General features: G+C 65.1%; 13 protein-coding genes. 3 read left to right on the top strand and 10 right to left on the bottom strand.

Going from position 1 to position 12,892, the window contains the following annotated elements; genetic code table 11:
• Positions 1–139: 139 nt before the first annotated feature.
• Positions 140–493, bottom strand: coding sequence for a polyhydroxyalkanoic acid system family protein (locus tag AC1DR6_RS15245; RefSeq protein WP_476830092.1), 354 nt, complete (start codon positions 491–493; stop codon positions 140–142).
• A gap of 76 nt (positions 494–569) precedes the next feature.
• Positions 570–779: a hypothetical protein gene (locus AC1DR6_RS15240; RefSeq protein ID WP_476830091.1), complete on the bottom strand. Its 210-nt coding sequence runs from the start codon at positions 777–779 to the stop codon at positions 570–572.
• Positions 780–1,021: 242 nt separating this feature from the next.
• Between AC1DR6_RS15240 and AC1DR6_RS15235 the strand changes: the two genes are divergently transcribed.
• Positions 1,022–1,705: a hypothetical protein gene (locus AC1DR6_RS15235; RefSeq protein ID WP_476830090.1), complete on the top strand. Its 684-nt coding sequence runs from the start codon at positions 1,022–1,024 to the stop codon at positions 1,703–1,705.
• A gap of 85 nt (positions 1,706–1,790) precedes the next feature.
• On the opposite strand, the gene AC1DR6_RS15230 is transcribed toward AC1DR6_RS15235, so the two are convergent.
• A complete protein-coding gene (locus tag AC1DR6_RS15230) occupies positions 1,791–2,102 on the bottom strand; it encodes a hypothetical protein (RefSeq protein ID WP_476830089.1) in 312 nt (103 codons plus the stop codon).
• A 185-nt stretch (positions 2,103–2,287) separates the two neighbouring features.
• Between AC1DR6_RS15230 and AC1DR6_RS15225 the strand changes: the two genes are divergently transcribed.
• Positions 2,288–2,617, top strand: coding sequence for a hypothetical protein (locus AC1DR6_RS15225; protein WP_476830088.1), 330 nt, complete (start codon positions 2,288–2,290; stop codon positions 2,615–2,617).
• Between the two features lie 16 nt (positions 2,618–2,633).
• Here the strand turns inward: AC1DR6_RS15225 and iolB are convergent, their stop codons facing one another.
• The 7 genes from iolB to AC1DR6_RS15190 all read right to left on the bottom strand — a co-directional run bounded on the left by iolB (position 2,634) and on the right by AC1DR6_RS15190 (position 11,695).
• Positions 2,634–3,431 (bottom strand): 5-deoxy-glucuronate isomerase, encoded by a 798-nt coding sequence (gene iolB, locus AC1DR6_RS15220; RefSeq protein ID WP_476830087.1) that lies wholly within the window; start codon positions 3,429–3,431, stop codon positions 2,634–2,636.
• 128 nt (positions 3,432–3,559) lie between these two features.
• The gene (gene iolE, locus AC1DR6_RS15215) at positions 3,560–4,444 is read right to left on the bottom strand and encodes a myo-inosose-2 dehydratase (RefSeq protein WP_476830086.1); all 885 of its coding nucleotides are present in this window, start codon (positions 4,442–4,444) and stop codon (positions 3,560–3,562) included.
• 127 nt (positions 4,445–4,571) lie between these two features.
• Positions 4,572–6,422 carry a 3D-(3,5/4)-trihydroxycyclohexane-1,2-dione acylhydrolase (decyclizing) gene (gene iolD / locus AC1DR6_RS15210; protein WP_476830085.1) on the bottom strand — a complete coding sequence of 617 codons (1,851 nt, stop codon included), beginning with the start codon at positions 6,420–6,422 and terminating at the stop codon, positions 4,572–4,574.
• A 188-nt stretch (positions 6,423–6,610) separates the two neighbouring features.
• Positions 6,611–8,545 carry a bifunctional 5-dehydro-2-deoxygluconokinase/5-dehydro-2-deoxyphosphogluconate aldolase gene (locus tag AC1DR6_RS15205; RefSeq protein WP_476830084.1) on the bottom strand — a complete coding sequence of 645 codons (1,935 nt, stop codon included), beginning with the start codon at positions 8,543–8,545 and terminating at the stop codon, positions 6,611–6,613.
• A gap of 106 nt (positions 8,546–8,651) precedes the next feature.
• The gene (locus tag AC1DR6_RS15200) at positions 8,652–9,521 is read right to left on the bottom strand and encodes a MurR/RpiR family transcriptional regulator (RefSeq protein ID WP_476830083.1); all 870 of its coding nucleotides are present in this window, start codon (positions 9,519–9,521) and stop codon (positions 8,652–8,654) included.
• A gap of 124 nt (positions 9,522–9,645) precedes the next feature.
• Complete coding sequence (locus AC1DR6_RS15195; protein WP_476830082.1) at positions 9,646–10,449, bottom strand: SDR family NAD(P)-dependent oxidoreductase; 804 nt, start codon at positions 10,447–10,449, stop codon at positions 9,646–9,648.
• Positions 10,450–10,675: 226 nt separating this feature from the next.
• Positions 10,676–11,695 carry a TRAP transporter substrate-binding protein gene (locus tag AC1DR6_RS15190; protein ID WP_476830081.1) on the bottom strand — a complete coding sequence of 340 codons (1,020 nt, stop codon included), beginning with the start codon at positions 11,693–11,695 and terminating at the stop codon, positions 10,676–10,678.
• Positions 11,696–12,077: 382 nt separating this feature from the next.
• Here AC1DR6_RS15190 and AC1DR6_RS15185 point away from each other — a divergent pair, with 382 nt between their 5' ends.
• The gene (locus tag AC1DR6_RS15185; RefSeq protein WP_476830080.1) at positions 12,078–12,890 is read left to right on the top strand and encodes an IclR family transcriptional regulator; all 813 of its coding nucleotides are present in this window, start codon (positions 12,078–12,080) and stop codon (positions 12,888–12,890) included.
• The last annotated feature ends 2 nt before the right edge of the window (positions 12,891–12,892 follow it).

Here is a 12,892-nt window from a genome sequence, read left to right as displayed (position 1 = left end):
ACGAAGCGGTTGGAATGGCCTCGACCATGAGGCCTCGCTGCCGCAAATTCAACCAAAAGTCGTACGACTTTCAAGGCCGCACTGCTTCATGCGACGCGTGAACCGCGCGTGCATACGTGAGTGAGGTCTTCGGCTTGAGTCAGGTCTTCGGCTTTTCGAGCAGGATCTGCCCTTGCTTCTGCACGCCGAGCTTGACCTTTTCGGCGAAGGCGGCCAGCAGCCAGGGCAGGGCGACCTCGACCCGCACCAGATCATCCGCCACGTCGAGCCGGCCATTGACGGTCTGGCCCAAGGCCGCGACGCCGAAATGTAGGCTGTCGCCTTCCCAGCGCTCCTCGACAAGCTGCATCTTCACCATGCCCAGGCGGTCGCGCACGCGGTCGAGCCCGCTCCGCAGCCGCCCGATCGCGACTTCGCGGCCGAGATCGTGTGAAATCGTGATGGAAACCGGCTTTTCCATGAGGCCCCGCTTGCGATGAACAGGCCCTGACATGGCAACGGCGCCAGAGGATGTCCAGCGCCGCCCAAACAGGTTTGTCTTCGTCCGCCGCAGACCGGCCGCCGAAATGTCAGTCGCGGTCCACCAGGCGTTTGCGGCCGGTTTTCGTGACGCGCCACTGCGACCCGTCGGTTTCGACCAGACCGCGATCCTTCAATGAAAACAGCATCGTCTCATCGAAGATGAAATGCCGCGTCTTGTCCTCGATGCTCTCGAGCGCGATCCATTCGGGATCCGACAGCACAAAGGGATGTGCGATCTGGAGGTGCTGAACGTGCATGAGCGTCTCCTTCTCGTTGACTGGCCCCTATGACGCCATTGGTCCCATCGAATCATGTCTCGGATGTGGCTGGGCGGCGACGAAACGAAACGAGCGGCAGAACGGAGGCGCGAGATGCGACAGCGCGTTTTCGTCACAGGAAGGGAACCCTCCGCAGACTCGATTGTTCAATCGCCAAGACCGAATTGCCGGTGATCGGCGTTCGGTGCGCCCGCAACAAGCTACGAACGGAGTGTCCCGCGATGGCGATCAACAATCCTTCCTTCCCGCCCGATGTCCCCAAGGATTGGGACGAAGCCCGCGACGAGGCCGGCGCCACCGTGCGGACGCTGCGCGACAAGGCCGGCGACATCGCCGACAAGGCCACCGAGACGGTCAAGGACCAGTATGAGCGTGCCAAGGAGAGCTGGGACGAAACCGACCCGGTCGAGTTGGCCAAGGAAGGCGGACGTGCGGTCGTTGATGCCGTGGAGCGGCATCCGCTCGCGGCCTTCGGTCTCGGCGCGCTCAGTGTCGGTCTGGTCGCCTGGGCCGCGATGCGCGACACCTCGTCCTCCCGCTGGGACCGTTATCAGCCGGACTATGGTCGCCTGCGCGGCCTGTTCCAGGATTACGGTTCGCAGGCCGCCGACGCCCGCGATCGTGCGATGAAGGAAGGGAGCAAGTGGTTCCGCGCCCATCGCAACGATGCCGACGAGTATTCCGACCGCGCCAGCGAGTATGCGTCCCGTGCCCGCGACTACGCCGATATGGGCGGGCGGATGCTGGCCAAGCGCGCTGAACGTGAGCCGATTGCGGCGCTGCTCGGCGTCGGCATCGCCGTGTACTTCATCGGTTCGATGCTGAGCGCGGCTGCTGCCAATGCGTCGTCCGACGAGGCGCCGCGCTCGCAGACGCGCCGTCGCGGGACGCGCCGCGCCTCCTGACGCACATCGCACATCGCATAAAAAAGACCCTGCCGAGCGTCGCTCGGCAGGGTCTTTTCGTTGAACGGGCTAAGAGCCGTCGAACTCAGTACCAGTAGCCGGGGCCGTAGTAACCGCGACGATAATAGCCACCGCCGTAATAGCTCGGGCGGGCGCTCGCTGCGATGGCGCCACCGACGACACCAGCGGCCACGCCGGCCGCAACCGCGCTGCCGGCCTCGTTCGACGCGCGACGATTCTCGGTATAGTTGGCGGAACGGCACTGCTGATAGGCGCGTGTGCCCGGGCGGAAGCCCTGACCCTGGCAATCCACCTCGGCATTAGCCATCGATTCCTGCGCGGTCTGGCAGCCGGCAAGCAGGGCAGCCAAGGCCCCGACGATCAAAATGCTACGCATTGTTTTTCCTCTTTAGCCTCCCATGGCCTGCGCGGACTTAAATGCAGCCGCGACGGCGGGTCAAGACATCGATCGGGTTTCGGTTAAGCACTTGCCAGACAGGACGGAGATCGGCCGTCGCCGACAGAGGGTGGGCGCGCGGGGGCTTGCCTTTGTCGCCCAAGCACCGATCATGGATGTCCAACATGGAGAGTGTCGCCTTGAACCCCCGCTTCCTGATTCTGGCGCCGGCCCTGTTTTTCGGCGCCTGCGCCTATCAAACCTCGCGCACCAGCGTCGTGGTGGTCACCGACGCGGACAAGGTCGTCGCAAGCTGCACCAAGCTCGGCGAAATCGACGGAGTCTCGGGCTATGAAGGCTTCGTGCCGGTCGACAAGACGCGTGACATCGTGCTGGCCCGGCTGAAAATCCGGGGCGCGGAACTCGGCGGGACGCATGTCTTTTCGACGGTGGCCGACGTCAAGTGGAAGGGCCTGAAAACCACAGGCACCGTCTATCGATGCAGCACGGGCTGAGCCTGTCTCAAGGCAATCAGCTCTTCATCAGCCATTCGTGCTCTGACGCGTTGTGGAATTTCCAGGTGCGCCTGGGGCCGGCCATCACGTTGAGATAATAGAGATCGTAGCCGTGGCAGGTGGCGCAAGGGTGATAGCCCTTGGGCACCAGCACGACATCGCCATTCTCGATCGCCATCGCCTCATCGAGGCTGCGGTCGTCAGTATAGACCCGCTGGAAGCCGAACCCCTGCGGCGGGTTGAAGCGATGATAATAGGTTTCCTCGAGATAGGATTCGCGTGGCAGATCGTCCTGATCATGCTTGTGCGGCGGGTAGCTCGAGGTGTTGCCGGCCGGTGTGATCACCTCGACGACCAGCAGCGAATCGGCCGGCTGATTCTCCGGTAGAATGTTGGTGACGTGGCGGGTGTTGGAGCCCTTGCCGCGAATTTCCTGCCCGAGATCGTCCGGGCGGATGATCCGCACAGGCAGGCCGCCGCCGAGCCCAGGCGCGGTGCAGACGGCAAGTTCCAGATCGGTGGTGGCGGTAACCGTCCAGTCCGAGCCCTCGGGGAGATAGACCGACCAGGGCTTGCCTTCGAAGGGGCTCATGCGCTGCCCGAGTTCGCCCAAAGCCGCGCCGTTCGCCATCGCCTCGCCCTTGCCGGTGACGAAGACGAGGCAGGCTTCCCGGTCACCGGTTGGCGCCGAGACGGTCTCGCCCGGCTTCAGGCGGTGCAGGTCGAAGCCGACATAGGTCCAGCCGGCGCTCTCCGGCGTGACATGGGTGACGCGGCCTTGAGTGCCGTTGGGGCGGATTTTGAGATGCGACATGGGTGGTTCCTATCGGATGCCTGCGCGTCATGCTCGGGTTCGACCCGAGCATCTCTTGACGGAGAAGGCGCCTCTTTCGTCATGAGATTCTCGGGTCTGCGCTTCGCTTCGCCCGAGAATGACGAGCGCTACGCTAATCCCGCCTCGGTGATGAAGCGGCTGAGATTGGCGTGGCCGAGCTTCGCATACGTCGCGGGCTCGGCTTTCTTCGGGTCCTGCTCGGCCTCGACCACGATCCAGCCGGAATAACCCTGCAGCTCTTTGAGCACGCGGACATAGTCGATGAGGCCGTCTCCCGGCACGGTGTAGACGCCGGCCAGAACGGATTCGAGGAAGGACCAGTCCTCGCGGTTGGAGCGCCACATCACCTCTTCGCGGATGTCCTTGCAGTGGACATGGTGGATGCGTGGCTTCCAATGGCGGGCGATGCGGGCGGGATCGCCCCCGCCCCAGGTCGCATGGCCAGTGTCGAGCAACAATCCGACCGGGTCGCCGGTGACCTGCATGAAACGGTCGATCTCGGCTTCGGTCTGCACCACCGTGCCCATGTGGTGGTGGTAGACGAGTTGCAGACCGTACTCAGCCTGCACGGCTTCCGCGAAACCGGTGTAGCGCGCACCGAAATCATCCCAACCGGCTTTTGCCAGAACAGGGCGAGCCGAGAGCGGCTTGGCGATGTCGGAATGAATGGCGTTCGAGGTTTCGGCCGCGATCAGGACCGCGCAACCCATATCGCGCAACAGCGTCGCATGAGCCTTTACTGCGTCCAGCTCGGCGGCCACATCCCTGACCAGCAATTCGGTGGAGTACCAGCCGGACACCAGAGCGTGGCCGTGCGCGTCGAGGATCGGCTTCAGCCTGGCTGCTTCGCGCGGGAATTTGTTGCCAAGTTCCATCCCGGTGAAGCCGGCTTCGCGCGCCTGATTCAGACAGGTTTCGAGCGGAATATCGCCGCCGATCTCCAGCAAGTCGTCATTGGACCAGCCGATAGGGTTCGCGCCGATGCGGATCATTCGCCTATTCTCTCCTGATAACTGTCTCACCCGTCATTGCGAGCGAAGCGAAGCAATCCAGGGGGCGTAGAGTTCTGCCGCCCCTGGATTGCTTCGTCTCTTCGCTCCTCGTAATGACGTCATGGGCTCACTCGCCGACGCGCTGCTGTTTGCGCAGCTCGTCATAGCTCGCCCGCGCCGCTCGCACCTGTTCGCGCTCGCTGACCTCGGGCACCGCGACATCCCACCAGGCGCCGCCGGCCTCGGTCGAGACCAGCGGGTCGGTGTCGATGACGATGACGGTCGTGCGGGTGTTCGCCCTGGACTGCGCCAGGCCCGCTTCCAGCTCCGCGATGGAGGCAGCCTTCGTCGCGATCGCGCCCAGGCTGGCGGCGTGCTGGACAAAGTCGATCTCCGGCAGTGTCTCGTGGCGGGCATCCTTGAGGAGGTTGTTGAAGCTCGGGCTGCCGGTCGCGTTCTGGAGCCGGTTGATGCAGCCATAGCCGCGATTGTCGAGCAGCACGATGGTGAGCTTGAGACCCAGCATCACCGACGTGGCGATCTCGGAATTGAGCATGAGATAGGAGCCGTCGCCGACCATGACGACAACCTCCTTCTCGGGCTTCGCCATCTTGGCGCCCAGCCCGCCCGCGATCTCATAACCCATGCAGGAGAAGCCATATTCGGCATGGTAGGAGCCGGGCGCGCCGGCCTGCCAGAGCTTGTGCAGCTCTCCGGGCAAGCCGCCGGCCGCGTGCAGCAGGATGACGTCGGAGCCGAGCGCGCGCTGGACGGCGCCGATGATTTGCGCATCCGAGGGCAGGGCGGCATTGCTGGCGGCGGTGACGTGTCCCGCTTCCCGCTGCCATTCCGCCTTGCCGGCCTTGGCGTCGGCGGTCCAGCTCTCGGGGGCGGTCCAGCCACCAATGGCCTCGGCAAGCTCCGCCAGACCCTCGCGCGCATCGGCGACTACAGGCAAGGCGCGGTGCTTGCCGGCATCGAAAGGCTGGACGTTGAGGCCGATGATCGTCTTAGCCGAAGCGCCGAACAAAGCCCACGAACCGGTGGTAAAATCCTGCAGGCGCGTGCCGACGGCGAGGATCAGGTCGGCCTCGGCGGCGAGACGGTTTGACGCCGTCGTCCCGGTCACGCCGATGGCGGCCATGTTGAGGGCGTTGTCGTCGGGCAGGGCGGATTTGCCGCCTTGCGTCTCGCAGACGGGAATGCCGGTCGCGGCTGAAAAGCGGGCGAGTTCGGCGCTGGCCTCGGAATAAAGCACGCCGCCGCCGGCGACGATGAGCGGCTTCTTGGCGGCTTTCAGCGCATCGGCTGCGGCCTTCAACTCGCTGCGGTCGGGGCGGGGGCGACGCGGTGTCCAGAGCCGTTCTGCGAAGAAGCTCTCCGGATAGTCATAGGCTTCGGCCTGAACGTCCTGGCACAGGGCCAGCGTCACCGGGCCGCATTCCGCCGGATCGGTCAGCACCTGCATCGCGCGGGCCAGCGCCGGGATGATCTGCTCGGGCCGGGCGATCCGGTCGAAATAGCGCGAAACCGGCTTGAAGCAGTCATTGGCGGTAACCGTGCCGTCTCCGAAAGCTTCGACCTGCTGGAGAACGGGATCGGGAATGCGGTTGGCGAAGACCTCGCCCGGCAGCAGCAGGATCGGCAGGCGGTTGACGTGGGCGAGTGCTGCGGCGGTGACGAGGTTGGTCGCGCCGGGGCCTATCGAGGTCGTCGCGGCCATGAAGCGACGGCGCATATTCGCCTTTGCATAAGCGATGGCCGCGTGTGCCATGGCCTGCTCGTTATGGGCGCGGAAGGTCGGCAAGCGCTCGCGCTCGTGCCAGAGCGCCTCGCCGATGCCGGCGACATTGCCATGGCCGAAAATGGCCCAGACCCCGCCAAAAATCGGCAGGCGCTGCCCGTCGATCTCGGTCATCTGGGCGGCGAGATAGCGCGTCAGCGCCTGCGCCATGGTGAGGCGGATGGTACGGGTCATGTCGGCTTCCGCCTCTTTGTCAGACGTGACGTTGTCATTCCGGGGCTTCGCGGAGCGAAGAGCCCGGAACCCACGACCTGGTGATCCGGTCGCAATCGGGTTCGAAATGTCTCATCCCGTCGTGGGTTCCGGGTTCGCGCTTGAAGCGCGCCCCGGAATGACAGATGGGGCTCCAGACCGAACATGAATCAGGCCGCCTTGCGGCCGCGTGTGGAGAGCCACAGGCCGGTCAGCGCCTCGAAACGCCGGGCCATGTCGGCGATGGCGGCTTCATCCGACAATGTGCCCCCAAGCCAGCCCTCGGCGGCGTTCATGAAGATGGTGCGGCCCACGGCGAAGCCCTTCACGATGGGCGCACTGGTGCTTGCGGCAAAGCCCGCTTCCAGTTCCTCGGCCGGCGCGTCGAGCCCCAGCAGGAGAACGCCCCGGCACCATGGATCATGCTTTGCGATGGTATTCTCGATCGCCGCCCAAGCCGCAGCCGAGGATTGCGATTCCAGCTTCCACCAATCGGGCTTGATGCCGAGCGCATAGAGCTCCTCCAGCGCCCGCGCGACAGTATCCGTTGCGAGGGGGCCGTTCTTGCCGGCGATGATCTCGATCAGCAGCTCGCGACCGACCTTTCGGGACGCCTCGAACAGACCGCGCAGCTTCTCCTGCTGCTCGTGCTTCAACTCGGCGGGATCGTCGGGGTGATAGAAGCACAGCGCCTTGATGCAGTGATCGACCGGCCATTCCGGCAGCAGCGAACCGATGTCCTGGCTGACCTCGAACCGGAGCGGGCGCGAGCCCGGCAGCTCGACCGGGCGGCCGAGCCAGTCGAAGGAATGACGCGCGTACTCGTACATCGCCTCGCGGCCATGCTTTTCGTCGAGCAGCATGCCATAGCCTGGGCGGCCGGCGGCGACGCGGGCGGCGGCCTTGACCGCGAGCACCTTGAAATCGCGGATGCGGGCCGGCTCGGCGCCAAGCCTCATCGCGAGCTCTTCCAGCTGCGAGCGGTGGTCGCAGGCCAGCGCCATCATCGAGGGAATGTCTCGGCGCCGGGTCGTCGCCCAATGGACGTGGTTGATCGCCTCGTCCTTCCGCAGCGCCCGGTGCGGGCTGCCATGCGCAAGGAAATATTGCAGCTCCGCGAAGGTCGGGATTTCCGGCGCGCAGAGCAGGCGGGAGACAGCGAAGGCGCCGCAGGCATTGGCCCAGGTCGCGGCGGTCTGCAGGCTCTCACCGCCGAGCCAGCCGCGCAGGAAGCCCGACATAAAAGCGTCGCCGGCGCCGAGCACGTTGTAGACCTCGATCGGGAAGCCCTTGCCGACGATGCCGTCTTCAAGATCGCCCGGGATGGCGCCGTCATAGACGATGCAGCCCATCGGCCCGCGCTTCAGCACGATCGTCGCCGCGCTCAGCGCGCGGATCGTCTTCAAGGCGGACAAAAGCTCGTTTTCGCCCGACGCGATCAGCACCTCCTCCTCCGTGCCAACGATCAGGTCGCAGCCGGGCAGGACGGTCTTCATCCGGTCGGAGACGGCGGCCGAGGCGATGTAGCGGTTGTCGCCCGCATCATGCCCGGCGAGACCCCACAGGTTGGGGCGGTAATCGATGTCGAGCACGACCTTGCCGCCGGCCTCGCGCATCAGCTTCATCGCCTTGCGCTGGGCTGCTTCGGGACTGGGCTTGGCAAAATGCGTGCCGGTGACGACCACGGAGCGGGCCCGCGCAATGAAGGCCGGGTCGATGTCGCCTTCGTCCAGCGCGATGTCGGCGCAGTTGTCGCGATAGAACAGCAGCGGGAAGGATTTGTCGCTTTCGACCGAAAGGATGGCGAGCGCGGTGAGCCGCTCGGGATCGGTCTTGAGCCCATCGAGATCGACGCCTTCGCGCGCCAGCTGCTCGCGCAGGAAGCGGCCGAACTGCTCGTTGCCGACGCGGCTGAGCAAGGCCGAACGCAGGCCGAGCCGGGCTGTGCCGATCGCGATATTCGCCGGGCAGCCCCCGACCGATTTGGCGAAGGAGGTGACATCCTCCAGCCGCGAACCGATCTGCTGGCCGTAGAGATCGACCGAGGCGCGGCCGATGGTGATCACGTCGAGCGCCTGCGCCGATCCGCTGAGCGGTCCCGTCATGATGTCCTCCCGGCTATGGTCGCAGCGTCCGGATGGAAGGGCGCCGCGTTGAGCCGCCATGAAATAATAATTCCATTATTTCGTCAACGCGGAACGTTCGTTCCTGTCAATTTGACGGGCGGACGCGGCGTTTGGCAGGGAGCGCGCCACGCCGGGCTTCGCCGACTCCCACGGCCAGCGCCATGGCGAGCGCCATGGTCGAGGTCAGCGTGCGGAAGCCGCCGAAATCGGCCTCTGCCACCTCGAACCAGATATCCGCGAAGCCGGCGAGCGGCGAAAACGCGCTATCGGTGATCGCGACGACGGGCACGCCGCGCTCCACGAGATCCCGCGCCCCCTCGATCGTCGTCGGGGTGTAGGGCGCGAAGCTGACGACCAGCGCCACGTCCTTACGCCCCGCAAAGGAGGTGATCTCGGCGTTCAGGCCCGCAGCCGATTCGACGAGTTGGGCCCGCACTTCGAGCTTTGCCAGCACATAGGCCAGGTAGCTCGCGACCGGGTAGGAGCGGCGGCGCGCCAGAATGTAGATGGTGTCGGCGCCGGCCAGCAGCTCGATCGCCCGGTCCAGCGTCGCCTCGTCGATGCTGCGGCTCATCACATCGAGCGATTTCCGCGAGGCGGTGAGGAAACCGTCGAGGATACGGTGGTTGCCGGCGACGGTGTCGTCGTCGTCCCGCAGCGCCGCCAGCCGCTCCTCATAGCTCGAATTGCGTTCGCGCAGTCTCTCGCGAAAAACGCCCTGCAGGCTGGTGAAGCCGTCGAAACCGAGATGCTGGGAAAAGCGGATCAGAGTGGAGGGCTGCACACCGGCGGAGACGGCGATGCTCGCGGCCGTGCCGAACGCGATCTCGTCGGGGTTGTCGAGCGCGTAAGCCGCGATCTGGGCGATGCGCTTCGGCAGGCTCTCGCGCTTGGCGAGGATCAGCGATCGCAGATTGTCGAAATCTCGCGGAAGCTCGCTCGCCAGGTCGCTCATAGCATGTCCGTTCGCGTCGCGGATTCTCGTTGTCTTCCCGTTCTGGCAGCGAAGGCGGGGCGGAGCAAGCGTTCCACGGCGGGAATGGGGCGTCAGCTCGCCGTGCGCTCAGCCTTCCGCGCGTTCAGCCGGGCTGTCCCGTCGCGCAGCTTTGGCCGCCATCGACCGGCAGGCAGACCCCGGTGATGAATTTCGCTTCGTCGGAGGCGAGGAACACGGCGGCGTTAGCGATGTCCCAGGCGGTGCCCATCCTGCCCATCGGCACCTGCGCGTTGCGGGCGGCGACCATCTCCTCGACGGAGGCGTATTGCGACGAAATCTGCTTGTAGATCAGGGGGGTATCGATCAGACCCGGCATGATGCAGTTGGCGCGGATATTCTGCTTCGCGTATTGCATCGCGAGCGCGACGGTCGCCTGGTTCACCGCCGCTTTCGTCGCGTAATAGGCAAAATAGGGGTAGCCGGTCCAGCGGATGGCCGCGAGCGATGAGATGTTGACGATGGCGCCGCCGCCGCCCTTCAGCATGGCCGGGATCGCGGCCTTGGCGCAGCGATAGACCGAGCCGAGATTGAGCTGCAGCGAGGCCTCGAACTGCGCCTCCGAGAGCTCGACCGGGCCGCCCATATGCGTGACGCCGACATTGTTGTGGAGGATGTCGAGCCGGCCGAAGACGCGCATTGTTTCAGCGACGCAGGTTTCGACCGAGGCGAGATTGGTGACGTCCGCCGCGTGCGCCAGCGCCCGGCCGCCTTCGCCGGCGATGATCTGCGCGGTTTCGTCTGCGGCATCCCGGTTCAGGTCGATGCAGGCAACAGCCGCGCCCTCACGGGCATAGGCGACGGCCGCGGCCTTGCCGTTGCCCCAGCCGGGGCCGGAGGAGCCGGCGCCGAAGACGATGGCGATCTTGCCGTCGAGGCGGCCGGGCATGAGGAGGTCTTTCGATGATTGGGACGATGGGCGCAGGAAACCCCTCTCCTGTAAGGAGAGGGGCAGGGGTGAGGTGTCGGCCCCTTGACCAGTTCGCTATGACTTAACCGCAGCTGCGGTCAGGTCTAGGCTACAATGCCCAACGGCCGACCCCTCACCCTGCCCTCTCCCTATGGGAGAGGGTTCCTCGCGCTCTTATGGGCTGCGCGATGGGTGTTCGAAGGTGTCAGCTCAGCGAGCTGCCGACGGCCTTTTCGAGGATGGTCCAGGCCTCGTCGCCGTATTTCTTTTTCCAGTCGGCATAGAAACCGGCCTTGCGCAGCGCGTCGCGGAAGGCTTCCGCCTTAGTCTCGTTGATCGTCATGCCCTTGGACTGGAGATCGCCCTGGAGGCCGGCATTGAGCTTGGCGACGTCGACACGCTCGAGCAAGGCGGCCGCGTCGATGTTCTTGGAGACGATGGCGCGCAAATCCTCCGGCAGCTTCTCCCAGGCGCGGCGGTTGCCGAGAAACCAGAAGCCGTCCCACATGTGGTTGGTCAGCGAGAGATACTTTTGTACCTCGAAGAGCTTGGCGGTCGAGATGATCGCGAGCGGGTTTTCCTGGCCGTCGACGACCTTGGTCTGCAGCGCGCTGTAGGTTTCGGCGAAGTTGATGCTCGCCGGGGCGGACTGGAAGGCGGAGAACATCGAGGTCCAGAGCGGCGAGACTGGGACGCGGATCTTGAAACCCTTCAGGTCGTCGGGCGTGTTGATCGGGCCCCTGGACGAGGTGATCTGACGGAAGCCGTTGTCCCAGATCTTGTCCATGACCACGAGGTTGGCCTTGCCGATCTGGCCGCGGACGTAAGCTCCGAGCTCGCCGTCCATCGCCTTCCAGACCGCGTCATAGTTCGGGAAGGCGAAGCCGATGCCGGAGAGCGAGGCATTGGCGACCAGCGTCGACAGGATCAGCGGCGAGAGCGTGAAGAACTCGATGCCGCCGGAACGGACCTGGCTCAGCATATCGGTGTCGGAGCCGAGCTGGTTGTTGGGGAAGATCTGGATATCGACGCGACCCTTGGTCTCGTCCTTGATCTTGGCCATGGCCTCGGTCGCCCGCACATTCATTGGGTGCGCGACGGGCAGGTTGTTGGCGTATTTATAGGTGAACTCGGCGCTCTGGGCGTTCGCGCGCCCGATCTGGAAGGTCCCGATGGCGGAAGCGGCGGCGGTGGCCTTGAGCAGCGTGCGGCGCGAGAGGGTCATGAGCGTTTCTCCAGATTTTATCGTTGCATGATCGCGGTGATGCGGAGGTCAGTGCGGGAGACGCAAATGCGCTGCGTCTTCGGCGATATCGCCGGCGCGGGCGCCTTTACAGATGTCGTCGCGCAGCGCGCTCCGGGTCATTCGCGTTCCTCCCATCGCGCCGATCTCGTGAACAAGGGCCGGCGTCGATTGCGGTCCACACTGTGAACGAGACGAGCGTGGAACCCACTGACGATGGCATGAGGCGCACACCATTGCAATCGAGCCCAGCGCTGACTAGGCTCGTAGTCCAAGAAGAAGGTCCACATGATGGACTTCGTGGGAGAGGCGTCTTTTGCCAGCCCTTGCCGGTCAGTCCGCAGAATTGTCGGGCTCGCAGAGCGTGGATCGTGCGCTCGGGCTGCTGTCGCTGATCGGGCGGGAGCCGGCGCAGGGCTTACCGCTGGGCGAGATCGTCGCCGCCAGCGGCCTCAACAAGCCGACGGCGCGGCGCCTGCTGCTGGCCCTGATGCGCGCCGGGCTGGTGGAGCAGGAGCCGGTGACGCGCTGCTATTGCCTTGGCGAGGAAGCGTTCGTGCTCGGCGTGCTTGCGGGGCGGCGCCACGGATTGCTCGATCTGACGATGGATGGCCTCAAGAGGCTGGCGCGCGAGACGCAGGATACGAGCTTCCTGACAGTTCGGCGCGACAATTACGCTGTCTGCCTGCATCGGGAGGAGGGCACCTATCCGGTCCGGACCCATGCCTTGCAGGTGGGCGACCAGCATCCCCTGGGGGTTGGAGCGGGTTCTCTCGCAATCCTAGCAGCCTTGCCTGACGATGATGTGGACCGGATCGTCGCGGCCAATGCCTCGGTGCTGGAGGCGCGCTACCCCGCATTCGGGCCGCGTACATTGCGGGACGATATCGCTGAGACACGCGAACTCGGGGTCGCGGTGAACCCGGGGCGGGTCGTCGCAAGCTCCTGGGGCCTCGGCGCTGCGTTTCGCTATCCGGACGGGCGTGTCGCAGGAGCTTTGTCGATCGCCGCGATCGACAGCCGCATGACCGCCGAGCGGCGCTCCGGGATCGGCGCGTTGCTGAAACAGGAAGTGCGGCTGATCGAGGGCCTGCTTGCCACGATGTTCGGATCGAAGCGGGGGGTCGCGCCGGCAGCGGGAGCCCCGATCATACCCCTTGCGAAAAGGAGTGCATGAAA

The sequence above is a fragment of the Allobosea sp. P5_A5 genome (genome assembly GCF_056400625.1).
This window is presented reverse-complemented; position numbering and strand designations above follow the sequence as displayed.

Excerpts from the sequence above, each read along its gene's own strand:
- AC1DR6_RS15245 (WP_476830092.1), bottom strand. The coding sequence starts at position 493 with ATGTCAGGGCCTGTTCATCGCAAGCGGGGCCTCATGGAAAAGCCGGTT.
- AC1DR6_RS15190 (WP_476830081.1), bottom strand. The coding sequence starts at position 11,695 with ATGACCCTCTCGCGCCGCACGCTGCTCAAGGCCACCGCCGCCGCTTCC.
- AC1DR6_RS15195 (WP_476830082.1), bottom strand. The coding sequence starts at position 10,449 with ATGCCCGGCCGCCTCGACGGCAAGATCGCCATCGTCTTCGGCGCCGGC.
- iolB (WP_476830087.1), bottom strand. The coding sequence starts at position 3,431 with ATGTCGCATCTCAAAATCCGCCCCAACGGCACTCAAGGCCGCGTCACC.
- AC1DR6_RS15230 (WP_476830089.1), bottom strand. The coding sequence starts at position 2,102 with ATGCGTAGCATTTTGATCGTCGGGGCCTTGGCTGCCCTGCTTGCCGGC.
- AC1DR6_RS15205 (WP_476830084.1), bottom strand. The coding sequence starts at position 8,545 with ATGACGGGACCGCTCAGCGGATCGGCGCAGGCGCTCGACGTGATCACC.
- AC1DR6_RS15240 (WP_476830091.1), bottom strand. The coding sequence starts at position 779 with ATGCACGTTCAGCACCTCCAGATCGCACATCCCTTTGTGCTGTCGGAT.
- AC1DR6_RS15225 (WP_476830088.1), top strand. The coding sequence starts at position 2,288 with ATGGAGAGTGTCGCCTTGAACCCCCGCTTCCTGATTCTGGCGCCGGCC.
- iolD (WP_476830085.1), bottom strand. The coding sequence starts at position 6,422 with ATGACCCGTACCATCCGCCTCACCATGGCGCAGGCGCTGACGCGCTAT.
- AC1DR6_RS15200 (WP_476830083.1), bottom strand. The coding sequence starts at position 9,521 with ATGAGCGACCTGGCGAGCGAGCTTCCGCGAGATTTCGACAATCTGCGA.
- iolE (WP_476830086.1), bottom strand. The coding sequence starts at position 4,444 with ATGATCCGCATCGGCGCGAACCCTATCGGCTGGTCCAATGACGACTTG.
- AC1DR6_RS15235 (WP_476830090.1), top strand. The coding sequence starts at position 1,022 with ATGGCGATCAACAATCCTTCCTTCCCGCCCGATGTCCCCAAGGATTGG.